The organism is Brevundimonas sp., assembly GCF_050729455.1.
GTDB lineage: Bacteria > Pseudomonadota > Alphaproteobacteria > Caulobacterales > Caulobacteraceae > Brevundimonas.
The window spans coordinates 1-25,012 of sequence record NZ_JBOHLI010000030.1; the positions used below are offsets into that span (position 1 = coordinate 1).

A 25,012-nucleotide genomic window follows, 5' to 3' on the forward strand; every position below is an offset into this window, starting at 1 on the left:
TCGAGGTGATCGATTCGACCGCCCTCGCCCGGCTTCTGCCCGCCGGCGCCGTTCACCAGGGCATGGTGTTCAAGGTGCAGCCGCTGGAAGGCGTCGCCCTGGAAGACATCGCCGAGGACGCCAGCGGCGTCATCGTCATGCTGGATCAGTTGACCGACACCCAGAACGTCGGGGCCATCTTCCGCTCGGCCCTGGCCTTTGGAGCCAAGGGAATCGTGGTGCAGGACCGGCACTCGCCCGCCCTGGCCGGGGCCCTGGCCAAGGCGGCCGTCGGCGCGACCGAGCGCCTGCCCTGCGCCCGCGTCACCAACCTGAGCCGCGCGCTGGAAAAGCTGGCCGACATGGGCTGGCGCGCCGTGGCCCTGGACGGCGCCGCCGAGCTGACGCTGGAAGAAGCCCTCGATTCGCGCCCGACCGTCCTGGTCATGGGCTCGGAAGGCGACGGCGTGCGCCGTCTGGTGGCCGAGCATTGCGACGTCCTGGCCAAGATTCCCATGCCCGGCGGATTCGAGAGCCTGAACGTCTCCAACGCAGCGGCCATCGCCCTCTATGAGGCCGCCCGCGCGCAACGCGCGACCTGATCGACGCCCCTCCCGCCGGCCGCAGGTCGGCGGGAGGACGACTTTGCCGCTGCGGCGTCTTGGCGCAGCATCGTCCGGGCCTTAAGAAACCCGGATGGAATTCCTCTCAAATCCCGAATTCGTCAGCCAGGCCTCGGCCCTCGGCAAGGTCCTGATGATCGACCTGGTCCTGGCTGGCGACAACGCCGTGGCCGTGGGCCTGGCCGCCGCCGCCCTGCCCCAGGAACAGCGCCGCAAGGCCATCCTGATCGGCCTGGCCGCCGCCGTCGTCATGCGCATCGGCCTGGCCCTGATCACCGTGCAGCTTCTGGGCATCGTCGGCCTGCTGCTGGCGGGCGGCTTCCTGCTGCTCTGGGTGTGCTGGAAGATGTGGCGCGAGCTGCGCGAACAGGCCACCCACGACCAGGCCGAGGCCGAGGCCGAGATCGAACGCGCCCTGGCCATCGAGAACGGCGGCGGCCCCAGCCCCGAGGAACTGGGCCTGAAGCGCAAGACCTTCGGCGCCGCCCTGATCCAGATCATGATCGCCGACCTGACCATGAGCCTGGACAATGTGCTGGCCGTCGCCGGCGCCAGCCACGACCACCCGTGGATCATGGTCTTCGGTCTGGTCCTGTCGATCGCCCTGATGGGCCTGGCGGCCAGCTTCATCGCCAGGTTGCTGAACCGCTATCGCTGGGTCGCCTACGTCGGCCTGGTCATCGTCCTCTACGTCGCCCTGCACATGATCTGGGACGGCGGTCGTTCGGTCATCGTGCGGACCGGCTATACGGACCCGTTCAACGCCTCGGCCCCGGCCTTCCTCGACATCGGCGCGGAGGAGCAGGCCAAGCATCTGCGGCACGGCGGCAAGGGCCCGGATTCCCACACGCCCGCCGCCCTGCCCGGCGGCCGCGAGCGACGCGACCAGCCGCCCGTGGCGGCGGACCAGCCCGCCTCCTAATACAAAAAAGGCCCGGAGCGATCCGGGCCTTTCTTTTATCCAGCGGTCAGAAGGCTCAGCCTTCGGCGCCGCCGAAGCGTTCGGTCCATTCGGCGACCTGGGCGTCCTCGATCTTGGCGAACAGGACCTCGGCGGCGGCGACCGTCTGACCAGCGGGAACCAGGGTCAGCAGATCGGCGTCGGCGTTCGGCCACGACAGGTCGGTCGCGCCGACCGTGGCGCCGATGCGCTCGGCGCTGCCGGGCATGAAGGGCACGGTGATGCGGGCGAACAGGGCCACCAGCGACAGGCCGGTGCGCACCACCACGGCGGCGCGGTCGCGGTCGGTCTTCAGCGCCGTCCAGGGGGCGGCTTCCTGCAGGTATTCGTTGCCTAGAACCCAGAGGGCGCGCGCGGCCTGGGCCGCCTTGCGGAACTCCATGGCCTCGAACTCGGCGGTCAGGGTTTCCAGACCGGCCTTGATGTCGGCGGCCAGCTTGGCCTCCAGCGGGCCGGCCTCGCCGCCCTCGGGCACGACGCCGTCGAACTTGGATTCCGTGAACTTGACGATGCGGTTGACGAAGTTGCCCAGGACGTCGGCCAGGTCCTTGTTCGTCGTCGCCTGGAACTGCTCCCAGGTGAAGGCCGCGTCGGAGTGCTCCGGCCCATAGGCCGCCAGGTGCCAGCGCCAGTAGTCGGCGGGCAGCAGCTCCAGCGCCTGATCCATGAAGACGCCCCGGCCCATGCTGGTCGAGAACTTGCCGCCATACCAGTTCAGCCAGTTGAAGGCCTTCAGCTGGTCGACCGTCTTCCAAGGCTCACCGGAGCCCAGGATGGTGGCGGGGAAGCTGACCGTGTGGAAGGCGACGTTGTCCTTGCCCATGAACTGGACGTAGCGCACGTCGTCGGCGCCCTCGTCCAGACGCCACCACGAGCGCCAGTTGCCGCCCGAAGCTTCCGCCCATTCCTCGGTCGCGCCGATGTATTCGATGGGGGCGTCGAACCAGACGTAGAAGACCTTGCCTTCCATGCCCGGACGCGGACGGCCGTCGGGACCGACGACGGGGACGCCCCACTTCAAGTCACGGGTGATGCCGCGGTCGATCAGACCTTCGTCCAGATGCTTGTAGGCGATTGAGCGGGCCAGGGGCTGCCAGCCCTCGGAACGGGCGTCGACCCAGGCGCGCACGTCGTCGGCCACCTTGGTCTGCAGCAGATAGAGGTGGCGCGTGTCGCGGACCTCAAGGTTGCGGCTGCCCGAGACTGAGGAATAGGGATTGATCAGATCCATCGGGTCCAGCAGCCGGCCGCAGTTGTCGCACTGATCGCCGCGCGCCTTCTCATAGGCGCAGTGCGGGCAGGTGCCTTCGACATAGCGGTCGGGCAGGAAGCGGGCGTCGTCGATCGAATAGATCATCCGGTCCACGCGCTCCTCAATCAGGCCGCGCTCTTCCAGCACCTTGGCGAAGTGCTGGGTCAGGCGGGTGTTCGGGGCGTTGGAGCTGCGGCCGAAGACGTCGAACGACAGGCTGAAGGCGTCGGCGGCCTTCTTCTGGACCTGATGCTGCTCATCGCAATAGGTGCGTACGTCCTGTCCGGCGGCGGCGGCGGCCAGCTCGGCCGGGGTGCCGTGCTCGTCGGTGGCGCAGACATAGAGAACGTCGTGGCCGCGCCCGCGCATGAACCGCGCCCAGACATCGGCGGGCAACATGGACCCGGCCAGATTCCCAAGGTGCTTGATGCCGTTGATGTAGGGCAGCGCCGAGGTGATGAGGATGCGGGCCATGGTCGTCCAGTCTGCGGGAGGAAGCAGACGGATATAGAGGCCCGTTACGCTCGCGTCACCCCGCGCTTCAGGCCGGAAGCCGCTTCGCGATCCGCACGAACCGCCCGGTCAGCAGCGCACCCGAGATCAGGCTGGCGACGATAACCGACCAGACCAGACCGTCGACGCCGATCCGGTGCGCCAGCCACCAGCCCAGAGGGATCATGATGACGCCGTAGGACAGCAGGTGCATCAGCGTCGGCCAGACCACGTCGCCCGCCGCGCGGTTGGCCTGGGCGGCGACCACCTGCTGGGCGTCGGCGACGAAGAAGAGGGTCGCCAGCACCAGGGCCGGGGCCGCGATGGCCAGGATGGCCGGGTCGGTCGTATAGGCGCTGACCACCAGAGGCGCGGTCAGCCACAGGCCGATGGCGATGATGAAGGCCAGGACCGTCACCACGCCGACGCCGGCCAGACCGCCGCGCATGACGCCGGCCTTGTCGCCCGCGCCGTAGCTGCGCCCGACCAGCACCGCCGTCGCCGACGATAGGCCCATGGGCACCATGAAGACGATGGCGGAGACGTTGATGACGACCGCCCAGCTGGCGGTCTCTGCGGCGCCCAGCTGGCCCGCGAAGACGGTCATGGCGGCGAAGGCGCCGACCTCGATGAAGTTGGACGAACCGGCGCCGACGCCAACCTTGACCTGCTCGCGCTCGACGGCCTTGTCGCGCCTGGGCTTGTTGAACAGGCCCCAGGCCCGAGCCTCGGGCAGGCGCAGGATGAAGATGACCAGGAAGATCGCCAGCGCCATGCGGGCGCCGAAGGTGGCCCAGGCCGAGGCCTGTGCGCCGTGCAGGCCAAGGCCCAGAATGTCGGGGACCAGCAGCAGGTTCAGGCCCAGGTTGACCGCATTGGCCACCCACATGGCGACCATGCCGGCCTTGGGTCGATGCAGGCCCTCGAGGAAGAACTGGGCCGCGACCGAAATCAGATAGGCGGGCATCGACAGGGCGAAGATCATCAGCACCGGCGACGCGCCCTCGCCCAGCCCGTCTTCCAGACCCATGTGCTTCAGACCGAACGGCCCCAGCGCCATCAGGGCGATCATGGAGACGACGCCGATCTGCAGAGCATAGACCATGCCGCGACGCAGGACCGCGCCGACCTCGTCCTTGCGGCCCTCGCCCAGCAGGCGGGCGGTCATGACCTGCACCCCCATCATCAGGCCGACCGCCGTGGTCAGCACGACCGACGACGGCGCCCAGGCCAGGGAGTGGTAGGCCAGCTCACGGCTGGCGTAGTGGCCGACGACGATGGCGTCGGTCAGGCCCATGGTCATGATGCCCAGACGCGCCAGCACGACCGGCCAGGCCAGCTTCAGCAGCTCGGACAGGGTTTCGCGGGTCTTGAAGCTGAGCAGGGCCTTGGTCATCGGATGCCGCAACAGCCACGCGCGCGGGCGTGGGTCAAATGATTTTCCGACCGTTTCAGGCGCCTACCAGGCGCCCAGCTCGCGCAGTTCGCGCGCCAGGTCGTCGGGCAGGTCCGTCGCCTCGGCCAGCGACAGGTCCGGCGGCACGTCCTTGTCGAAGTAGCGCCAGCCCTGAAACGGCCGCCGGGCCAGGGGGGCGGTGCGGATGACCTGGCTGTCCAGCCTGATCTCGCAGCGGCTGGCCTTGCCCTCGCCGACGGTGGTGATGTCGAGGATGCGCTGACGGCAGGTCACGGACCCCTTCATGACCCAGTACAGCGAGCCGCCGTCCTCGATCTCGGCGGCGCGCTTGGGCGTCATGCGGGTGTGGACGATGCGCCAGTCGGAACGCGCGGCGTTCGCCTCCAGCGTCTCGACCTCGGACACGCCGACGCAAAGCTTGATCATGTGAAGGGGCATGGGCGGGACTTAGGAAGCCTCAGCCGCCTTGACCACAGCCAGAACCGCGCCGTCGACGACCTGATCGCCGACGGCGACGTTGAACTCGGCCACCACGCCGTCGAAGGGCGCGGTCAGGGCGTGCTCCATCTTCATGGCTTCCAGCACCACGATAGGCTGGCCCTTGGTCACGGCGTCGCCGGCCTTGGCGGGCGCGGCGACGATCTTGCCCGGCATCGGCGCCCGCAGGCCGCCGTCGGAGGCGGCGGCAGCGCCCCCTGCGACGCCGGCGTGAGCGACCGGCTCGAAGCTCCAGGCCTCGCCGTCATGGAAGACGATCGGCTCGTCGACCACGCGGCTCAGATCGACCTCGACGCCATCGGGCTGATAGATGGTCACGACCGGGCCGTGGACATAGGCGCGCAGGCGGACCCCCGCCGTCTCTGCGTCCCAAGCGTTGCCATGAGGATCAGGCCGCATACGGGCGGACACCCGGCGCCCCCGCAGCATCGCCATCTCCTCGACCGGCTGGCCGCCGTTCATGCGGAAGCCGTAAAGGCGCTGAGCGACGGGCGACCACGGGCTCTTTTCGCGATGGGGGCGGCCGTTCTCGATCCAATCGTGATTCCACTGGGCGTCGGCGCCCAGGATGGCCAGGCCCGCGACGACGACCTCGGGCGCGGGCTCGGGCTCGGAAACGAGCAGGCTCGCCTCCTCGGCCGCGATGAAACCCGTGTCCACATCCCCCGCCAGGAAGCGGGGGTGCTCCAGGCAGCGTTTCAGGAAGCCGCCGTTGGCCTTGACCGGATAGATCGCCACCTCGGCGCAGGCGTCGGCCAGACGGGCGGCGGCGGCCTCGCGGCTGTCCTCATGAACGATCAGCTTGGCGATCATCGGATCGTAGAACTGACTGACCTCGCCGCCAGCCTCGACGCCGGTGTCGACGCGGATGTCGCCAGGCAGATCACAGTAGTCCAGCCGTCCGATGGACGGCAGGAAGCCGTGGGCGGGGTCTTCGGCGTAGAGGCGGGCCTCCATGGCCCAGCCCTTCATGGGGATCTCTTCCTGCTTCAGCGGGATCGGTTCGCCCGCCGCGACGCGCAGCTGCCATTCGACCAGATCGACGCCGGTGATGCTTTCGGTCACCGGGTGCTCGACCTGCAGTCGGGTGTTCATCTCCATGAACCAGATGCGGTCGGCCTTCAGACCGTCGGAGGCGTCGGCGATGAACTCGATGGTCCCCGCGCCCTGATAGTTCACGGCCTTGGCCGCCCGCACCGCAGCCTCAGTCACCGCTGCCCGCGTCGGGCCGTCCATGCCCGGCGCCGGGGCCTCCTCGATCACCTTCTGGTGGCGGCGTTGCAGCGAGCAGTCGCGCTCATGCAGATGCACCACGTTTCCATGGCTGTCGCCGAAGACCTGCACCTCGATATGGCGCGGGCGGGTGATGTAGCTCTCGATCAGGACGCGCGGATCGCCGAAGGAGGACTGGCCCTCGCGCTGGGCCGAAGCCAGACCGTCGGCGAAGTCCTCGGCCCGGTCGACCTTCTTCATGCCCTTGCCGCCGCCGCCCGCGACCGCCTTGATCAGGACCGGGAAGCCGATGCGGTTCGCCTCGGCCGTCAGGGTCTCGACCGACTGGTCCTCGCCCTGATAGCCGGGGGTGACGGGCACGCCCGCCTCGATCATCAGCTTCTTGGCCGCGTCCTTCAGGCCCATGGCGCGGATCGAGGACGGCTGCGGGCCGATCCAGACGATGCCCGCCGCCATCACCGCCTCGGCGAAGTCGGCGTTCTCGGACAGGAAGCCGTAGCCGGGGTGGATGGCCTCGGCCCCCGTCGCCTTGGCCGCCGCCAGCACCTTGGCCGCATCCAGATAGGATTCGCGCGCCGGCGCCGGGCCGATCAGCACTGCCTCGTCGGCTTCCCGCACGTGCAGGGCGTTGGCGTCGGCCTCGGAATAGACGGCGATGGTGCGCAGGCCCATGCGGCGGGCGGTGCGGAAGACGCGGCAGGCGATCTCGCCGCGATTGGCGACCAGGACGGACTTGAACATGGCGGTCTTGAACTCTGCCTCTGCGAGAAAACCGGCGATCTGCCCCATCTTGCTCCTCCCTGCTCGCAAAGCGAATGGGGAGGTGGCGCGGCGCCGAAGGCGACGTGACGGAGGGGGCGACTCCACGGCTGACGTTAGCGTCGCCCCCTCCACCACTAGGCGGCTTCGCGCCGCCCTACGGGTCGTGGTCCCCCTCCCCACGCGTGGGGAGGAAAGAAGTTTTATTGCGCCCAGCTTGGGGCGCGCTTGTCGAGGAAGGCGCGGACGCCTTCCTGGCCTTCTTCCGAGACGCGGGCGCGGGCGATGCGCTTGGCGGTCTCTTCCAGCAGGCGATGGTCGATCTTTTCGCCCGCCACGTCGTTCACCAGACGCTTGGCCTCGCCCATGGCGCCGGGGGCGCAGGTGGTCAGGCTGTCGGTCAGCATGGAGATGAACTCGTCCACCGAACCTTCCGGCAGGACCAGGTCGATCAGGCCCGCATGGGCGGCGTAGTCGGCGTCGAAGATGTTGGCCGTCAGGAACAGCTGGCGGGCGCGGCGCGCGCCGATCGCCTCGATGACATAGGGGGCGATGGTCGCCGGGATCAGGCCCAGCTTGACCTCAGAGAAGGCGAAGCGCGCGCCCTCGACAGCCACGGCCATGTCGCAGGCGGCGACGATGCCCGCCCCGCCGCCCATAGCCGCGCCCTCGACCAGGGCCACCGTCAGGGCCGGCACGTCGTGCAGGGCCTTCAGCATCTTCGCCAGGCCCATAGCATCATCGCGGTTGTCGCTCTCGGACCAGTCGGCGGCCGAGCGCATCCAGTTCAGGTCGGCGCCCGCGCTGAAGGTCCCGCCCGCACCGCGGATGAAGACCACGCGCACCCGGTCGGCGCCCTGCAGGGTCTCGAAGGCCTCGAACAGGGCGGCGATGGTGGCGGCGTCGAAGGCGTTCTTCTTCTCCGGCCGGTTGATGGTCACGAAGACCACGCCCGACGGCAGGGCGTCGATCTTGACCAGTTCATTGTCCGCGTCCGGCGCCGGATCGGTGACGAAGGGATGGGCGATGGCGTTCATCTCGGCGGCCTCGGCGTCGGTGACGTCCAGGGCGTTCAGGTCTTCTTCGGTCGGCTTCTGGTCGGTCATCGGGCTTCTCCTTGCGCGGCGGCGCGGGTGTCCTGCAGGGCGGCGCGCCAATTGTCGACGGCTTCGGTCCCGAAGGCGAAAGGGGTAACGCAGACACTGTCCGCAAGCTGCTTCACCGGACCGTCATCGCCAATGGCCTGATCCGGCAGATAGGTCGTGGAGGCGATCTCCAGCCCAGCCTCGTCATAGGCGCGGCCGGATGAAAGCTGATAGACGCGGCGTCCGCAGTCTATCCACATCAGGACGGTCTGGACGGGCGCGGGGCCCTGCGACGTCGTGATGACGGCCGTGCCACGCACCAGATTCGGCAGATCCGAACGCTCCCAACTCGCCGTGTCGACATAGAGACGCGTCGTGCCGAACGCACCCGCATAGGCCAAGGGCCCGGTCGGCAGATGCGGCGCATCCACCGGAACCTGGGCTGTCGTCTGGCTCGCCATCGCGAGCATCATCATCAAGAGCCCCATCGACGCCGCCCTACATCCGGAACACGCCGAAGGTGGTCTCGGGGATCGGGGCGTTCAGGCTGGCGCTGATGGCCAGGCCCAGGACGTCGCGGGTCTGGGCCGGGTCGATGACGCCGTCGTCCCACAGGCGGGCGGTGGCGTAATAGGGGTTGCCCTCGTCCTCGTACTTCTGACGGATCGGCGCCTTGAAGGTTTCGGCTTCTTCCGGCGTCCAGGTCTCCGCGTCGCGGTGGACGGTGGCCAGGACGCTGGCCGCCTGCTCGCCGCCCATCACGCTGATGCGGCTGTTGGGCCAGGTGAAGAGGAAGCGCGGGCTGTAGGCCCGGCCGCACATGCCGTAGTTGCCGGCGCCGAAGCTGCCGCCGATCAGGACAGTGAACTTGGGCACCTCGGCCGAGGCGACGGCCGTCACCAGCTTGGCGCCGTGCTTGGCGATGCCCTCGGCCTCGTACTTGCCACCGACCATGAAGCCCGAGATGTTCTGCAGGAAGAGCAGCGGAATCTTGCGCTTGCAGGCCAGTTCGATGAAGTGCGCGCCCTTCTGGGCGCTCTCCGAGAACAGGACGCCGTTGTTGGCCAGGATGGCCACCGGCTGACCCCAGATGCGGGCGAAGCCGCAGACCAGCGAAGTCCCGTAAAGGGCCTTGAACTCGTCCATCTCCGAGCCGTCGACGATGCGGGCGATGACTTCGCGCACGTCATAGGGGGCGCGCACGTCCTCCGGGATGATCCCGTACAGTTCAGCCGGATCATAGGCCGGGGCGCGCGGCTCGCGCACGTCCAGCGGCACGGTCTTCACCGTATTGAGATTGGCGACGATGGCGCGCACGATCTCCAGCGCGTGTTCGTCGTTCTCGGCCACGTGGTCGACCACGCCGGACTTGCGGCCGTGGGTTTCGGCGCCGCCAAGTTCCTCGGCCGAGATGACCTCGCCGGTCGCGGCCTTCACCAGCGGCGGACCGGCCAGGAAGATGGTGCCCTGATTGCGCACGATCACCGTCTCGTCGGACATGGCGGGCACATAGGCGCCGCCCGCGGTGCAGGAGCCCATGACGCAGGCGATCTGCGGAATCGACTTGGCGCTCATCCGCGCCTGGTTGAAGAAGATGCGGCCGAAGTGGTCGCGGTCGGGGAAGACCTCGGCCTGGTGCGGCAGGTTGGCCCCGCCCGAATCGACCAGATAGACGCAGGGCAGATTGTTCTGCTCGGCGATCTCCTGCGCCCGCAGGTGCTTCTTCACCGTCAGTGGGAAGTAGGCGCCGCCCTTCACCGTCGGGTCGTTGGCGACGATCATCACCTCGCGGCCCGACACGCGGCCGATCCCGCAGATCATGCCCGCGCCCGGGGCTTCGTCGCGATACATGCCGTTGGCGGCCAGCTGGCCGACCTCGAGGAAGGGCGAGCCGGGGTCGAGCAGGCGCTCGACCCGGTCGCGCGGCAACAGCTTGCCCCGCGCCACATGGCGGTCGCGGCTGGCGTCCGAGCCGCCGCGCGCGGCCTTGGCGACCTTCTCGAAAAGCTCGTCCCGCAGGGCGCGATTGTGCGCGTCCAGCGTTTTGAAAGCAGGACTGTTGCGATCGACGGAGGAAATCAGCTTGGGCATGCCTCAAGGTTTAGGAGGCTTCCGCCTCGGGGGGAAGCGTCCGGTTTTCAGTCCGACGGAATCCGGCCTAACTGACGCTCATGGCCGCTGATCGTCCCGACACGCTGGAAGCCGCCCTCGCACGCGTTTTCGAGGGCACCAGGAACACCCGCGCCAGCTGGTTCGCCCTGACCCGGGGCGAGCGGCTGTTCTCGGCAGGGGATCCTGCCGACACCCTCTACCTGCTGCGCGCCGGACGTCTGGGCGTCTTCCGCGAGGACGATGGACGCGCGCGCCAGTTTGTCGGAATCATCAAGCCCGGCGATCCGGTCGGCGAGATGGCCATGCTGGCGGGCACGACTCACATGGCCAATGTCGTGGCCCTGCGCGACAGCGACCTGATCGCCCTGCCCCGCGACGCCTTCTTCGAGGCCGCCCGCGCCGAGCCGTCCCTGATGGCCGAACTGGGCCAGGTGATGCTGACCCGGGCGCGAGAGCGCAATACAACCGGCACCGACCCCAGCGTCTTCGGCTTCATTTCCGCCCGCGCCCATCCGATTCGCGCCTTCGTCGAACGGGTCGCCCGCGCGGTCGAGGCCCAGGGCTTCACCTGCCGGATCATCGACCATACGGCCCTGGCCTCGGCCGCCGAATGGTTCTCGAGCGTCGAGGAGGCCCACGACTACGTCCTCTATGTCGCCGAGTCCGACGAACCCGTCTGGGCCTCGCTGTGCGCCCGTCAGGTGGACCGGGTCTTCCTGGTCGGCGCCGCGGACCGCCCCCCGACCTCGCCCCTGCCGCCTCAACACGTCGAGGACGAAGCTCACCCGCTCACCGACCTGATCCTGCTGCGCGATCCACGCATGGCGCGGCCCACCAACACCCGCGCCTGGCTGGATATGTTCAGGCCCGGCCGCTGGTTCCATGCGGTCGAGGGTCTGTTCAGCGACACGGCGAGGATCGCCCGCATCGTCACCGGCTCGGCCGTCGGCGTGGTCCTGTCGGGCGGGGGCGCCCGGGCCTACGCCCATATCGGCGCGTTGAAGGCCCTGACCGAGGCCGGGACGCCGATCGACTTCATCGGCGGCTCCTCCATGGGCGCCGTCATCGCCGCCGGCCCGGGCCTGGGCTGGTCGGACGAGGAGCTGGACGAGCGCATCCGCAAGGCCTTCGTCGTCTCGGACCCGCTGTCGGACATCGCCTTTCCGATCATCGCCATGACCCACGCCCGCAAGGTCGCCCGGCTGATGCAGGACGCCTATGGCGACGTGGCCATCGAGGACATGCCCCTGCCCTTCTTCGCCGTGTCCACCAATCTGACGTCCGGCAAGGTCGAGGTGCACCGCGAGGGCATGCTGCGCCACGCCCTGCGAGCCTCGATCTCGATTCCCGGCGTCATGCCGCCCGTGGTGATGAACGGTCAGGTGCTGGTCGACGGCGCCGTCCTGCGCAACTTCCCCAGCGAGGTCATGCGTCGGCTGAACAGCGGCCCGGTCGTCGGTGTGGATGTGTCGCAGACGCGGGGCGTCGACCCCAAGGCGCTGCAGGACCCGCCCTCGTGGTGGCGCTGGATCGTCTCAGGCGCCTGGAAGGAGGGTCCGCCGATCGTCTCGGTCCTGATGCGCTCGGCCACCCTGTCGACCGAGGCGGAACTGCTTCAGGCGCGGGCCGACACCGATCTGCTGATCCTGCCCACGCCCGAGGGCGTCGATATTCGCGACTGGAAGGCCTACGACCCCGCCGTCGCGGCCGGCTACGAGGCCGCCCAGACCGCGCTGGCGACGCTCAAATGTCCAGTTGAGCGCCTACACCGCAAGCCCGTCAACGACGCCGCGCCACCAGAAACAGACGAGGAAATGGCAGAAGAGTCGCCCCGTCCGCCCGTCTAGGGAAGGCCCGCGCCAGCCGCTCGCCCAGCGCCGAAAGGAAGGCGCCCCGCATAGACGGATCGCCCGCCAGCGCGGTCAGATAGGGCCGCAGCGCCGTGCCCTTCATCCACTCCAGCACCGCGTCGTCGCCGCCCAGGACGTGCAGATAGGTCGTGGCCCAGATGTCGATGTCGTCGCACAGCGGCGCCAGGGCCTCGTAATAGCTCTCGGCCGGCAGCAGGGGCGCGATCGTGTCCACCCCCGCCAGGACCGCCGTCCACGGCCCCCCGGCCGCCGTCTGGCGCATGAGGGTGTGGTGGCGCGTCTCCCAGGCCATAGGCATCTGCACCGCCAGCAGGCCGCCGGGCGCCAGGGCGCCCGCCAGATGGGCGAACAGCCCCGCATGATCGGGCAGCCATTGCAGCGAGGCGTTGGCCAGGATCAGGTCGGCGGGGCGTTCCGGCCGCCAGGTCGCGATGTCGCCGACGGACCATTCCACATCGGCCGACAGGGCGCGGGCCTGGGCCAGCATGGCCTGGCTGGAATCCATGCCGTGGACATGGGCGTTCGGATGGCGACGCTTCAGCAGGGCCGCGTGCTGGCCGGTTCCGCAGCCCAGATCCCAGATCTCGGCCGGTGAAAAGTCTTCAGGCAGGCGCACCAGAAGATCGAGCGCGGCGCGGTCGCGCTGGGCTTCGAACCGATTGTACTGGCGGGGGTCCCACAGGGGGGGCGTTTCGCTCATGTCTGCATCACTCCGGTTCGCTGGAAAGCGATTCGTTGAAGTGATGGTACCGCCTCTCAGGCTTGAACTGAGGACCTCCGGTTCCACAAACCGGCGCTCTAACCAACTGAGCTAAGGCGGCGCGATCAACGCGAGGGCGGTTCTCTAGCGGGCCTCGCCCCGGTCGGCAATACGCATATGAAGGATTTTCGCTTTATCCCCCGTCAGTTCCACCCCCGGCTGGCGATATACTGCTGCAACGCCGCGATCCGGGTCTGATCCGACGGGTGGGTCGAGGCGAATTCGGGCGTGCCAGACTGCCGCTGTTGCGCCATCAGCCACCACAGGGCCACGGATTCGGACGGCTTGTAGCCGGCTGCCGCCACATAATCGACGCCAAGACGGTCGGCCTCCAGCTCATGACTGCGCGAGAAGGGCAACAGCAGCCCCAGTTGCGCGCCCAGGCCGCCGAAGGCGCCCACGGCCTGCGAATAGTCCCCCGCCCGGCTCTGCACCGCGCCCAGCACCAGACCCGCGGTCGACCGGGTCGAATAGCGCTCCGCGGCGTGGCGGGCGACGACGTGGCCGACCTCGTGGCCCAATACGGCTGCCAGCTGGTCGTCGTTCTGAACCAGTTTCAACAGACCCGTGGTGACTCCAATCTGGCCGGACGGAAGGACAAAGGCGTTGGGCGCGGCGTCGTCGAACACCGCATAGTCCCAACTGCGCCCCGCAAGGCCCGCGGCCTGGACGATCCGACCGCCGACGCGGCGCACCCGCTCGTTCTGGGCGGGATTGCTCGACAGCTTCCGCGTCTTCAGCGTCTCCGCCCAGGCCGCGTTCGACTGCTGGATCAGGGCGCTGTCATCGACGATCAGAAACTGATTACGGCCCAGGCTCTCGTTGTAGGCGCAGCCGGCCATGCCGAATCCCAGGGTCGTCGTGGCAGCGATGATGGCGACAAGGTTCTTCACTGCGGGTCCCTCCGACTTCGACCGCGACCATGCTCAAGGTTCGGCCCAAACGCCAGCCACCAGCTCCGTCCATCAGACAAAGAAAAACGCCCTGGAGTTTCCCCCAGGGCGTTAAACTTGATCTCGGATGAGATCCTTAGTCCAGTCGGAAGCGGGTCGTGAACTCGACGCGGGCGCCGACGGCGGCGCCGTCGACAGTCCGCGGCGCCAGACGACCCGAGCGAGCCGCCCGGAGAACCGCCTGGCCGAAGCCGGCGCCGGCCGGATCCTCGTCCACGATGCGGCAGTCCGAAAGGCTGCCGTTCGGGGCGACCGCGCAGTTCACCTTTGCCGAACCGGTTTCGATGCCGCGCGATTGGGCGCGTTCAGGGAACTCCGGCGAGACCTGGCGGGACCAGCTCGGGTTGGTGATGACCGAAGGCTTCGGCGGCGCCGGCGGAGCCGGCGGAGGCGGAGGCCCCGGGACGATCTGGGGCGGGTCCGTATACTCCCGACGGTCTTCCTTCTTCGTCGGCTCGATAGCCACAGTCACCGGAGGCGGAGGCGCCTCGGTGTTGATCTGCGGTTCACGCACCTGAAGCTTCGGCGGCGGAGGGGTGTCCGGCGGGGGCGGCGGCGGCGGCGGCGGCGGCGGCGGAGGGGGAACCTCCATCAACTCGACGTCGACGGCCTCGTCCTCGTAGGTCATTTCCTTCAGCTTGAACTTGTTGTTGTACAAGTACAGGCCCGCCAGGCCGTGAACGATCACCGAAACGGCGATGCCCACGATGGCGCCGGTCGAAAGCTTCTTCTTCTTCTTCGGCGGATCCAGGATTGGATCGCGATGGACGTGAGGTTCAGCTGTCATGCTATGCGCCCGCGCCCTCTTCGCCGACCAGGGCGACGCTATAGAAACCATTGTCCTGGAGGGCGTTCATGACCTGCATGAAGTCGCCGTACCGGGTCTGTTGGTCTGCACGAATGAAAATACGCTCATCGGCGGGGTTCCTGCGTCCGATCTGCACCCGCAGGTCGTCGCCCAGCGAGCCGGGCGAGGACTGAAGGTCGCCGATCCACACGTCGCCATCGTTCTGGATGGAGATGAAGACCGGCGTCGGCGGATTCTTGCCCGGAGGAGCAACGGCGCGAGGCAGTTTCACCGGCACCGACACGGTGGCGAGCGGAGCCGCCACCATGAAGATGATGAGGAGCACGAGCATGATGTCAACGAAAGGCGTGACATTGATCTCGGCATTAGCCTCGACGGTGTACTTGCCGCCGCCGGAACCGGAAAGTTTGGCGGCCATCCGTCTTACGCTCCCTTGTCGAGCTGACGCGAGATGGCGTTGATCAGTTCAGCGTTGAAGCCGTCCGAACGCGTGCCGTAGTTCGAGATGCGCGTGTTGAAGTAGTTGTAGAAGATAACGGCCGGGATAGCGGCGAACAGGCCGATACCGGTGGCCAGCAGGGCTTCAGCGATACCCGGAGCAACGACGGCCAGGTTGGTCGTGTTGGACTCGGCGATGCCGATGAAGGAGTTCATGATGCCGTAAACGGTGCCGAACAGACCGACGAACGGACCGGTCGAACCGACCGAGGCCAGGAACTGCTGGCCGCCCGAGAGGCGCTTCGGCAGACCCGATTGAACGGCGGCGACGGCGGTCTGGGCGCGCAGCAGCGCCGAGTCGCGGTGATCGCCGGTGACGCTCAGGCCGGCCTGACGCGACAGTTCGATTTCCTCGGTGGCGGCGGCGGCCATGTCGGCCAGCGGGTTGCCGTCAAAGTCTTCCGAGGTGGCGACGCGACGCATGTCAGCGATCGTGCGGGCGCCGCGGAAGGCTTCCAGGAAGCGGTCGGTCGTCTTGTTCAGGGCGCCGAACTCCAGCAGCTTGATCAGCAGCATGGTCCACGAGAAGATCGAGGCCAGCAGCAGGCCGGCCATGACGACCTTAACCACTGCGGTGGCTTCCATGAACATGGAGACGGGGGTGATGCCGCCGCCGTGACCGTTGCTGACGGATTCAGCGACGGTGGACGGATCAGCGGCGGGAGCGGCGGCGTCAGCGGCCGGAGCGGCGGCGTCGGCGGCCGGAGCGGCGGCCGGAGCAGCGGCTGCCGGAGCAGCGGCCGGGGTTGCGGCGTCTTGCGCCAGAACCGGCGAGCTCGCCATCAGGACGGCAGCGCCGGCCAGTGCGAGGAGGATATTCGTCTTCTTGCTATCGAGCATTGTTCGCCAGTTCCTGCTTTGGTCTGACACGTGGAACCCAAGACACGGACCGCGTCAGTCGGCCGTCCCTATAATGAAATTTCGCCACTACCGGATCGAGCCGGACCAGTGGAGCCGCCCTCCTGCAACGCCTGTTCGAAAACGAGCGTCGCCGCCAAGGTCCGGGCACAATATCCCGGGCACCCCGACCTGCAAGCAGGAATGCGGTTAAGTCCCTTTGGCGAACACCCCACGTAGCGTCAAGTGCGCAAAGTTTCTTTTCCCCTTCGCACCTGCAGCAATCGGAAAGTTCGGCAAAATATTTGCGATTTTTGTTATGTCGGCGACACGAAAACGTCGCATCACGCACTGTTACCGAAATGCAATTCCCAAGGCGAAATTGGGGCCATTTTGCGGCACAGCTTCACGCTGACAGAAACAAGGTCGTTTTGGAGGGGGAGTGGTGCCTGGAGGCGGGTTCGAACCACCGACACGCGGATTTTCAATCCGCTGCTCTACCAGCTGAGCTATCCAGGCGCGCGATCTCGTCGCGAGAGGCGGGTCTATAGGCGAGGCTGGATGGGCTGTCCAGACGCCAATTCACTCAATTCAGCGATCTTTTTCATCATCGACCACTTCTTCGGTCGGAATGGCGTAGCCGCCGGTGAACCAGCGCTGCAGATCCACATCGGCGCAACGCTTGGAACAGAAGGGTTTGTAAGCCGGATCGGGCTTCTGACGACGGCAGATGGGGCAGAGCGACATTATCGGGCCTCTTCAATTCTGACAGCGCCGGCGGCCATCGACGGATCGCCCAGCAGCCCGCCCCTCGGCCCCAGGGCCTCGACCAGAGGCGCGGCCAGCGCCGCCTCTTCGGGACCGCAGCGCGCGACGAAGCGCGGCGTGGCGGGATCGGACAGCAGGGCCAGGCGCAGTTGGCGCACCACGGCGAGGACGCGGTTCTCCAGCGTCGGACGGCCCGCCGCGTCCAGCAGCCGTTCGTCCAGCGGCGTGCGCCGCCACGGCAGGGACAGTTGCATCAGGCCGAAACGGCTCAACGGTCCGAAGACGGCCTGCGGCTCCGAAGCGAAGGCCGCACGAACGCCCTTCATTATAGTGTCGCCGTGCAGACCCGCGCCGATCAGGTCGATCACGACCAGTCCGCCCCACCCTTTCAGCGTCAGAAGCCGGGCGGCGTGGGCCAGACCCTCGCGGTTAGCCGTCTCGCGGCTCTTGCGGGAATCGCGACCCAGCGCGGGGGCGTGGTCGATATCCACGGCGATCAGGGCGCGGGTGCGCTGGATCATCAGGTCCAGACCGCAGACGGGATCGACGACGGAGGCGGACAGCGCGTCCTCCTCGGCCTCAAGCGCGGCGCGGATCGCGACGACGCCGGTCTGGGGCGCGACGCCCGGCGCCAGAGCGGCGAGAATCGCGGAAACATCCGGCCCCGGCGCCAGCAGGCGCGGCTCGCCGGATGCGTCGCCGCGACGACGCAGCACCGGCCCCTTGCGCTCGCGCGGTTCGGCCGTGACCTCGACCTCGATCTTGGTCCCCTCGCCCGGCTTGTCGTGCTGCCCCAGGGGCAGGAAGCCGAACGGCTCGCCCGCGCCCAGATCGACGAAGGCGCCGCGCAGGGCCGGTTCGACCCGCGCGATACGACCGACGCAACGCGCGCCCAGCCGATCGCTCGGCCGGTCGCTGTCGCGCTGGATGATCAGGTGATGGAAGCGCCCGTCGCGGGCGACGACGCCGCGGGCCTCGCCCGGTGTCTGATCGAGGAAGACCTCGACGTCAGCCATGTCAGGCGCTCTTAGGCCGCCAGCCGGCGCCCCGAAGCAGGTTGGCCGCTTCATAGAGGGGCAGGCCCATGACGGCGGGATGGCTGCCGACGATGCGGCGCACGAAGGCGGCAGCCGCCCCCTGGATGCCATATCCGCCCGCCTTGCCGCGCCACTCGCCCGAGGCGACGTAGGTCGCGATCTCTTCCGGCGACAGGGTCTTGAAGGAGACACGGGTGTCCACGACCCGGCAGGTCGCCTCGCCATTGGCGATCACGACGACGCCGGTGAAGACGCGGTGATTGCGGCCCGACAGCAGTTCGAGGAAGCGCTTGGCCTCGGCCTCGTCCGCCGGCTTTTCCAGCAGACGACGGCCCAGGGCCACCACGGTGTCGGCGGCCAGGACGATGGCCTCGGGCGAACGCGCCGCCACGACCTCGGCCTTGCCGCGCGCCAAGCGCTCGGCCAGACGCGTCGGCGTCTCGCCTTTCAGCGGCGTCTCGTCGATGTCGGCGGGGTCAACATGATCGGGAACCACCCCGATCTGCGCCAGCAGTTCGATGCGGCGCGGGCTCGACGAGGCCAGGATCAGCCTCGGAGCCGAAAGGTCAGGACGCGACACGCGCGTCCTTACTTGAAGCGATAGGTGATGCGGCCCTTGGTCAGGTCGTAGGGCGTCATTTCGACCAGCACCTTATCGCCCGCCAGAACGCGGATGCGGTTCTTGCGCATCTTGCCGGCGGTGTGGGCGATGATCTCGTGGTCGTTTTCCAGCGTCACGCGGAAGGTGGCGTTCGGCAGCAGTTCGCTGACGACGCCGGGGAACTCGAGAAGCTCTTCCTTGGCCATGCGGTCTCTCTCGCCCGAAAAACGGCTTAAGGCTCGCGTCGGGCGTGAACGCGAGCCGTGAAGGAGGCGCCTAATGCACCAAAACGCCGAAATAGTCGAGTTCAGCCGCGTCGATAGACGGCGCAAACCAGCGTGAACAGACGACGGGCGGTTTCCTTGTCGATCTCGACCTTGCCTTCGAGACGCGTCTTGAGCAGTTCGGCGCCTTCGTTGTGCAGGCCGCGACGCCCCATATCGACCGACTCGATCTGGCTGGGCGACGAGCCGCGCAGGGCCTCGTAATAGCTTTCGCAGATCAGGGCGTAGTCGCGGATCACCGCCTTCATCGGCGACAGCGACAGAACGTGGGTGCGCGCGAAGTCCGGCCCGGAAATGTCGAAGGCCAGACGGTTGTCCTGCGACGACAGCCGCAGCGTATAGGGCCCGCCCTCCGCGCCCTCCGGCGTGAAGCTGTTCTGTTCGATCAGGTCGAAGATGGCGACGCGGCGCTGATGCTCGATCTCGGCGGTCGCGGCCGGCAAGGTCGCGGCGTCCACTTCGATGGACGACAGCTTGTGCGGGCCGCTCACGATCGGGTCTCATCGAGATGGGTCGGGGCCATGCGCGCGGGCCAGCGGTCCGACAGGTCGGTCAGGACGGCGTCCAGACATTCCACGTCGATCCGCAGATCGCCGCCCCCGGCGAACATCAGGATGACGCGGCCGCCGGGGGCCTCGGTCGGCTCGAAATCGAGCGCCAGCAGCTCCAGCGCCGATTCGGGCGCGCGCGGCAGGCGGCGGCTCTTGACCGCCTCGACGTCGCCGAACTGCATGGCGGCCATGACGCGGGTGCCGCCGCATTCCCAGCAGAAGCGCGACAGGACGATGGTCAGGCGCCGCGCCTCCTTTTCCCAGCTGATATCGACGGGACGCATGATGGCGTCCTGAAGCGCGGCCGAGATGATCTGCAGATCGACGGCGTCCTCGGCCAGCAGGCGCAGGGGCTCCATAGGCGACAGCGCCTCGGCCGCCGCGTCATCTTCAGAGGTCGCCTTGGCCTCAGTGTTCATCCGCCTCGCCTTTCACGCGCCGGACATCGGCGCCGCAGGCTCCCAGCTTTTCTTCCATCCGCTCGAAGCCGCGATCCAGATGATACACGCGACCGACCGTGGTTTCGCCCTCCGCGACCAGACCGGCCATGACCAGGCTGATCGAGGCGCGCAGATCGGTGGCCATGACCTGGGCGCCGTGCAGCTTCTCGACGCCGCGCACCCGCGCCTCACCGGCGTGGACCGAGATGTCGGCCCCCAGACGCGCCAGTTCGGGCGCGTGCATGAAGCGGTTCTCGAAGATGTTCTCATGGATGATGCTTTCGCCCTCGGCGGTCGTCATCAGGGCCATGAACTGGGCCTGCAGGTCGGTGGCGAAGCCCGGATAGATATCGGTCGTGACGTTGACGGCCTTCAGCCGTTGCGTCGGATCGCGACGGACGATGAGGCCGTCGGCCGTCGGTTCGACCTCGACCCCGGCCTCGGTCATCTTGTCGGTCAGGGCGGTGATCAGGTCGGCGCGCCCCTTGGTCAGACGCACCTCGCCCCCGGCCATCGCCGCGGCCAGGGCGTAGCTGCCCATCTCGATCCGGTCGGGAATCACCGACCAGGTCGCGCCGCCGAGCGACGAGACGCCGGTGATGGTCAGGACGTCGGTGTCCAGCCCCTCGATCTTCGCGCCCATGGCGATCAGGCAGCGGGCCAGGTCGCCGATCTCGGGTTCGCGCGCGGCGCGCTTCAGCACCGTCGTCCCGTTGGCCAGGACGGCGGCCAGCAGGGCGTGTTCGGTGGCGCCGACCGAGACAAAGGGAAACTCGATCTCGGCCCCTTGCAGCCCCTTGGGCGCATGAGCGGAGACATAGCCCTCTTCCAGTTCGATCTCGGCGCCCATGGCCGTCAGGGCCATCAGGTGCAGGTCGACCGGGCGGGCGCCGATGGTGCAGCCGCCGGGCAGCGAGACCTTGGCCTCGCCCGAGCGAGCCAGCAACGGGCCCAGGACGTTGAACGAGGCCCGCATCTGGCGAACCAGGTCATAGGGGGCGAAGGTCGAGGTCAGTTCCGGCGCATGGAACAGGGTCTCCTGACCATCGGCGCCGTTGCGCTCCGTCACCTGGACGCCGAATTGACGCAGCAACTGGCCCAGGAACTTGGTGTCCGCCAGACGCGGCATATTGGTCAGCAGCAGGGGCTGATCCGTCAGGATCGAAGCCGCCATCAGCTTGATGGCCGAATTCTTGGCGCCGCTGACCTCGATCTGGCCGTTCAGGCGGTTGCCGCCGTGGATGACGATGCTGTCCATGGAATCTTTCGCGGCCGGAAACCCTGCGCCCCGGCGAACCAGCTATCTAGCAAGCCGACGCCCCCTCGCGAAAGAGCCACGGCCAAGCCGAAGCGATGACTTTCAGTTGCGGTCCTTGGCGGACGGCGCGGCGGCGCGCGGCGCCTTGCGGCGCTTCAAATTGGCCCGAAGCGCCGCGGCCAGCCGCACGGCGCGTTCCGCCTTGAGCGAGGGCTCGGGCGTCTTGTCCGCGACAGGGGCGGTCGGGACGGTTTCCTTGGGCGGCGTTTCCATGAGGCGCAGCAGACCGCGTGCAAAGATTCTGATCAAGCGTGCATTTTGCGCTTGGCCCGACCGAAGTCGTTGGCTATACGGCCGCTTCCTCAGTGACCGCCGCCGTAGCTCAGTGGTAGAGCGCATCCTTGGTAAGGCTGAGGTCGTGGGTTCGATTCCCCCCGGCGGCACCATCTCGGCCCTTGCAGATCAATGATTTGCAAGGGCCGGGGCCACTCTCCCCGACAATCAGATGCGATGTCCTGACGCGGTCGAAATGTATACGTTCGACGCCTGACGTCTGGTCAAGACAACCCCGCGCCCGCTAGACCTTCCGATCTCAGTTGTAAGGGGTTTGGGGGCTTTTCATGAAGCGCAGCTTGTTGACCACCGTCGCGGCCCTGGCCGTGGCCTTCCCGGCGTTCGCGCAAACGACGCCGCAAACGACTCAGGCGACCGATTCGACGGCCGCCTCGGCGACGCCCGCCAAGCCCAAATGGGACGTCCAGAACCCGCCGGGCGCGTCGCACGACGCAAGCATCGACGTCACCGAGGGCACTTGGATGTCGCTGGACGTCAGCCCAGACGGTCGCGAAATCGTCTTCGACCTGCTGGGCGACATCTATGTCATGCCGATTACCGGCGGCGAGGCCCGCGCCATCGCCTCGGGCGTGGCCTGGGACATGCAGCCCAAATATTCGCCCGACGGCCGCTCGATCGCCTTCACCTCGGACCGGGGTGGCGGCGACAACCTGTGGGTCATGGATCGCGACGGTTCGAACGCCAAACAGGTGTCGAACGAGACCTTCCGCCTGCTGACCCAGCCCGACTGGTCGCCGGACGGCCAGTTCATCGTCGGCCGCAAGCACTTCACCTCGTCGCGCTCGCTGGGCGCGGGCGAGATGTGGCTCTATCACCGCGGCGGCGGCGGCGGCGTGCAGCTGACCGAGCGCCGCACCCAGCAGAAGGACACGGGCGAGCCCGCCTTCTCGCCCGACGGCCGCTACCTCTACTTCAGCGATGATTCCACGTCGGGCGGCGTGTTCGACTATTCCAAGGACCCGAACACCCAGATCTATGTGATCCGTCGTCTGGATCGCGAGACGGGCGAGGTCACGCCCTTCGTCACCGGACCGGGCGGTTCGATTCGCCCCACCCCCTCGCCCGACGGCAAGTCCTTGGCCTTCATCCGGCGTGATCGCTACAAGTCCGTCCTCTACGTCATGGACCTCGAATCGGGCCGCGAGACCCCGATCCACGACGCCCTGGACCGTGACCTTCAGGAAACCTGGGCCATCCACGGCGTCTATCCGACCATGAGCTGGACGCCCGACAACCGTGGCATCGTCTTCTGGTCGGGCGGCAAGATCCATCGCATCGACGTGGCCACCAAGGCCGTCAGTGAGATCCCCTTCCACGTCGCCGACACCCGCCGCGTGCAGGAAGCCGTGCGCTTCCCCGTCGAGGTCGCGCCTGACCAGTTCGACGTGAAGATGGTCCGCTGGGCCCAGACCTCGCCGGACGGCTCCAAGGTGGTGTTCGAGGCCCTGGGCAATCTGTGGATTCGCGACCTGAGGAACGGCGTCGCCGGCGCCCCGCGCCGCCTGACACGCCAGAGCGATCACTTCGAGCTCTACCCGTCCTGGTCGCGCGACGGCCGCTCCATCGTCTACACGACCTGGAGCGACAAGGACCTGGGCACGCTGCGGGTGATTCCCTCCGCCGGCGGCGATGGCCGCGTCATCAGCGCCCAGCCCGGCCACTATCTGGAGCCGCAGTTTTCGCCGGACGGCCAGACGGTCGTCTATCGCACCTCCAGCGACGGCTTCCTGCGCACGGCCCTGTGGAGCCGCGAGCCGGGCGTCTATCGCACCTCGGTGCGCGGCGGCGAGCCGACCCTGATCACCGACGAGGGCTCCAACCCGCAGTTCGGCGCCCGCAACGACCGCATCTTCCTGACCGCGCGCGACGGCGAAAAGCGCGTGCTGAAATCGGTCAACCTGTCGGGCGACGACGAACGCACCCACCTGAGCAGCGAATGGGCGGCCGAGTTCTCGGTTTCGCCTGACGAGCACTGGGTGGCCTGGACCGAGCGGTTCAACGCCTATGTGACGCCCTTCGTCGCCACCGGCCGCGCCGTCACGGTCGGCGCCGAGACCAAGGCCCTGCCGCAAACCCGCGTCACCCGCGACGCCGGCGAATGGCTGCACTGGTCGGGCGATTCCAGCCGTCTGCAATGGTCGATGGGACCGGAGCTGTTCTCGCGTCCGCTGAGCGAGAGCTTCGCCTTCGCCGAGGGCGCGCCGGCCGAACTGCCCAAGCCCGCCGAGCATGGGATCAAGATCGGCTTCAGCGCCGACTACGCCAAGCCGACCGGCCGCGTGGTCCTGAGCGGCGCCCGCCTGATCACCATGAAGGGCGACGAGGTCATCGAAGACGGCGTGGTCGTCATCAACGGCAACCGCATCGAGGCCATCGGCCCGCGCGGCTCGGTCACGGTTCCCGCTGACGCTCGCGTCATGGACATGGCCGGCAAGACCATCATCCCGGGCCTGGTGGACGCCCACTGGCACGGCTCGATGGGCTCGGACGAGATCATTCCGCAGCAATCCTGGGTCAACTACGCCGCCCTGGCCTTCGGCGTGACCACGATCCACGACCCGTCCAATGATTCGAGCGAGATCTTCGCCCACAGCGAACTGGCCAAGGCCGGGCGCGTGGTCGGTCCGCGTATCTTCTCGACCGGCACCATCCTGTACGGCGCGGCGACGCCCTTCACGGCCCAGGTCAACAATCTGGACGACGCCCTGTCCAACCTGCGCCGGATGCAGGCCATCGGGGCCTGGAGCGTCAAGAGCTACAACCAGCCGCGCCGCGACCAGCGCCAGCAAATCCTGGAGGCCGCGCGTCAGCTGGGCATGATGGTCGTTCCCGAGGGCGGCTCGCTGTATCAACACAATATGAGCATGGTTGTGGATGGCCACACCACGATCGAGCACTCGATCCCGTTGGCCCGCCTCTACGCCGACGTGCATCAGCTGTGGCGTCAGACCAAGGTGGCCTACACCCCCACCCTGGTGGTGGCCTACGGCGGCAACTGGGGCGAGAACTACTGGTATCAGGCCACCGACGTCTGGAACGATCCGATCCTGACCCAGTATGTGCCGCGTCGCGTCCTGGATAGCCGCGCCCGTCGCCCCGTCCATGTCCCGGAAAACGAGCTGAACCACATCTCCATCGCCCGCGAGACCGCACGCCTGTCCGACGAAGGCGTGTCGGTGCAGATCGGCGCCCACGGCCAGCGCGAGGGCCTGGGCTCCCACTGGGAGCTGTGGATGTTCGAGCAGGGCGGCATGACCCCGCACCAAGCCCTGCGCGTCGGCACCCTGAACGGCGCTGCGGCGCTGGGCATGGACAAGGACATCGGCTCGCTGGAAACCGGCAAGCTGGCCGATCTGGTCGTGCTGGACGCCAACCCGCTGGAGAACCTGCGGAACACGGTCAAGATCGGCTACACGATGATCAACGGCCGCATCTTCGACAATCAGATGAACGAGGTCGGTCAGGCCCCGCGTCAGCCCTTCTGGCACCAGACCGCCGACGGTCAGGCCTGGAACGCCGGCGCCACCTCGGCCGAGGCCGATGCGCACGGCCACAGCCACGGCCACGACTGACGATCCTCG

Annotated in this window: 24 protein-coding genes and 3 tRNA genes; 5 read left to right on the plus strand and 22 right to left on the minus strand. The window is 67.8% G+C overall.

Translation table 11 applies throughout. The features are described from left to right. Nucleotides 1-581 (plus strand): 23S rRNA (guanosine(2251)-2'-O)-methyltransferase RlmB (rlmB, locus tag ACREEF_RS09195; RefSeq protein WP_431565291.1); only part of this gene is annotated, 581 nt, incomplete at its 5' end. Nucleotides 582-675: 94 nt separating this feature from the next. After that, the gene (locus ACREEF_RS09200) at nt 676-1,524 is read left to right on the plus strand and encodes a TerC family protein (protein ID WP_431565292.1); all 849 of its coding nucleotides are present in this window, start codon (nt 676-678) and stop codon (nt 1,522-1,524) included. A gap of 55 nt (nt 1,525-1,579) precedes the next feature. Here ACREEF_RS09200 and metG read toward each other — a convergent pair whose 3' ends face one another. The 7 genes from metG to ACREEF_RS09235 form a co-directional block, all read right to left on the minus strand. Next, nucleotides 1,580-3,289, minus strand: a complete 1,710-nt coding sequence (metG, locus tag ACREEF_RS09205) for a methionine--tRNA ligase (RefSeq protein WP_431565293.1) — start codon at nt 3,287-3,289, stop codon at nt 1,580-1,582. A 67-nt stretch (nt 3,290-3,356) separates the two neighbouring features. Continuing rightward, the gene (locus tag ACREEF_RS09210) at nt 3,357-4,703 is read right to left on the minus strand and encodes an MATE family efflux transporter (protein ID WP_431565294.1); all 1,347 of its coding nucleotides are present in this window, start codon (nt 4,701-4,703) and stop codon (nt 3,357-3,359) included. A 63-nt stretch (nt 4,704-4,766) separates the two neighbouring features. Further along, complete coding sequence (locus tag ACREEF_RS09215; protein WP_431565295.1) at nt 4,767-5,162, minus strand: DUF1489 family protein; 396 nt, start codon at nt 5,160-5,162, stop codon at nt 4,767-4,769. Nucleotides 5,163-5,171: 9 nt separating this feature from the next. Next, nucleotides 5,172-7,196: a biotin carboxylase N-terminal domain-containing protein gene (locus ACREEF_RS09220; protein ID WP_431565326.1), complete on the minus strand. Its 2,025-nt coding sequence runs from the start codon at nt 7,194-7,196 to the stop codon at nt 5,172-5,174. A 221-nt stretch (nt 7,197-7,417) separates the two neighbouring features. Continuing rightward, complete coding sequence (locus ACREEF_RS09225; RefSeq protein WP_431565296.1) at nt 7,418-8,320, minus strand: enoyl-CoA hydratase-related protein; 903 nt, start codon at nt 8,318-8,320, stop codon at nt 7,418-7,420. After that, nucleotides 8,317-8,775 (minus strand): hypothetical protein, encoded by a 459-nt coding sequence (locus ACREEF_RS09230; RefSeq protein WP_431565297.1) that lies wholly within the window; start codon nt 8,773-8,775, stop codon nt 8,317-8,319. Before ACREEF_RS09230 ends, ACREEF_RS09225 begins: the two co-directional genes overlap by 4 nt. A gap of 22 nt (nt 8,776-8,797) precedes the next feature. Beyond that, complete coding sequence (locus ACREEF_RS09235; protein WP_431565298.1) at nt 8,798-10,390, minus strand: carboxyl transferase domain-containing protein; 1,593 nt, start codon at nt 10,388-10,390, stop codon at nt 8,798-8,800. 80 nt (nt 10,391-10,470) lie between these two features. On the opposite strand from ACREEF_RS09235, the gene ACREEF_RS09240 reads away from it, so the two are divergent. After that, entirely contained in the window at nt 10,471-12,258 is a 1,788-nt protein-coding gene (locus ACREEF_RS09240; RefSeq protein ID WP_431565299.1) for a patatin-like phospholipase family protein, read from the plus strand. Here ACREEF_RS09240 and ACREEF_RS09245 read toward each other — a convergent pair. The 15 genes from ACREEF_RS09245 to ACREEF_RS09315 form a co-directional block, all read right to left on the minus strand. Next, nucleotides 12,191-12,982 (minus strand): methyltransferase domain-containing protein, encoded by a 792-nt coding sequence (locus tag ACREEF_RS09245; RefSeq protein ID WP_431565300.1) that lies wholly within the window; start codon nt 12,980-12,982, stop codon nt 12,191-12,193. The two genes, ACREEF_RS09240 and ACREEF_RS09245, sit on opposite strands and share 68 nt — an antisense overlap. 44 nt (nt 12,983-13,026) lie before the next feature. Next, nucleotides 13,027-13,103, minus strand: a tRNA-His gene (locus ACREEF_RS09250). An 82-nt stretch (nt 13,104-13,185) separates the two neighbouring features. Then, the gene (locus ACREEF_RS09255; RefSeq protein WP_431565327.1) at nt 13,186-13,884 is read right to left on the minus strand and encodes a M48 family metallopeptidase; all 699 of its coding nucleotides are present in this window, start codon (nt 13,882-13,884) and stop codon (nt 13,186-13,188) included. A gap of 187 nt (nt 13,885-14,071) precedes the next feature. Further along, nucleotides 14,072-14,782, minus strand: a complete 711-nt coding sequence (locus ACREEF_RS09260; RefSeq protein ID WP_431565301.1) for an energy transducer TonB — start codon at nt 14,780-14,782, stop codon at nt 14,072-14,074. 1 nt (nt 14,783) lies between these two features. Then, nucleotides 14,784-15,221, minus strand: a complete 438-nt coding sequence (locus ACREEF_RS09265; RefSeq protein ID WP_431565302.1) for an ExbD/TolR family protein — start codon at nt 15,219-15,221, stop codon at nt 14,784-14,786. 5 nt (nt 15,222-15,226) lie between these two features. Continuing rightward, nucleotides 15,227-16,141 carry a MotA/TolQ/ExbB proton channel family protein gene (locus tag ACREEF_RS09270; RefSeq protein WP_431565303.1) on the minus strand — a complete coding sequence of 305 codons (915 nt, stop codon included), beginning with the start codon at nt 16,139-16,141 and terminating at the stop codon, nt 15,227-15,229. A gap of 440 nt (nt 16,142-16,581) precedes the next feature. Continuing rightward, nucleotides 16,582-16,657 (minus strand) — tRNA-Phe (locus tag ACREEF_RS09275). Nucleotides 16,658-16,729: 72 nt separating this feature from the next. Next, on the minus strand, nt 16,730-16,888 hold the full coding sequence (locus ACREEF_RS09280; protein ID WP_431565328.1) for a DNA gyrase inhibitor YacG: 159 nt from the start codon (nt 16,886-16,888) through the stop codon (nt 16,730-16,732). Next, the gene (locus ACREEF_RS09285) at nt 16,885-17,922 is read right to left on the minus strand and encodes a ribonuclease E/G (RefSeq protein ID WP_431565304.1); all 1,038 of its coding nucleotides are present in this window, start codon (nt 17,920-17,922) and stop codon (nt 16,885-16,887) included. The genes ACREEF_RS09280 and ACREEF_RS09285 overlap by 4 nt, the downstream gene beginning before the upstream one ends. Before the next feature lies 1 nt (nt 17,923). Further along, the gene (locus tag ACREEF_RS09290; RefSeq protein ID WP_431565305.1) at nt 17,924-18,523 is read right to left on the minus strand and encodes a Maf family protein; all 600 of its coding nucleotides are present in this window, start codon (nt 18,521-18,523) and stop codon (nt 17,924-17,926) included. 8 nt (nt 18,524-18,531) lie between these two features. Beyond that, nucleotides 18,532-18,750, minus strand: coding sequence for a translation initiation factor IF-1 (gene infA, locus ACREEF_RS09295; RefSeq protein ID WP_003164348.1), 219 nt, complete (start codon nt 18,748-18,750; stop codon nt 18,532-18,534). 101 nt (nt 18,751-18,851) lie between these two features. Beyond that, nucleotides 18,852-19,319: a UPF0262 family protein gene (locus ACREEF_RS09300; RefSeq protein ID WP_431565306.1), complete on the minus strand. Its 468-nt coding sequence runs from the start codon at nt 19,317-19,319 to the stop codon at nt 18,852-18,854. After that, nucleotides 19,316-19,738, minus strand: coding sequence for a DUF2948 family protein (locus tag ACREEF_RS09305; protein WP_431565329.1), 423 nt, complete (start codon nt 19,736-19,738; stop codon nt 19,316-19,318). The genes ACREEF_RS09300 and ACREEF_RS09305 overlap by 4 nt, the downstream gene beginning before the upstream one ends. Before the next feature lie 49 nt (nt 19,739-19,787). Next, nucleotides 19,788-21,077 (minus strand): UDP-N-acetylglucosamine 1-carboxyvinyltransferase, encoded by a 1,290-nt coding sequence (gene murA, locus ACREEF_RS09310; RefSeq protein ID WP_431565307.1) that lies wholly within the window; start codon nt 21,075-21,077, stop codon nt 19,788-19,790. Between the two features lie 102 nt (nt 21,078-21,179). Then, a complete protein-coding gene (locus ACREEF_RS09315) occupies nt 21,180-21,386 on the minus strand; it encodes a hypothetical protein (RefSeq protein ID WP_431565308.1) in 207 nt (68 codons plus the stop codon). A gap of 62 nt (nt 21,387-21,448) precedes the next feature. Here ACREEF_RS09315 and ACREEF_RS09320 point away from each other — a divergent pair. Next, a tRNA-Thr gene (locus tag ACREEF_RS09320) sits at nt 21,449-21,523 on the plus strand. A 186-nt stretch (nt 21,524-21,709) separates the two neighbouring features. After that, nucleotides 21,710-25,003 (plus strand): amidohydrolase family protein, encoded by a 3,294-nt coding sequence (locus ACREEF_RS09325; protein WP_431565309.1) that lies wholly within the window; start codon nt 21,710-21,712, stop codon nt 25,001-25,003. Nucleotides 25,004-25,012: the final 9 nt, after the last annotated feature.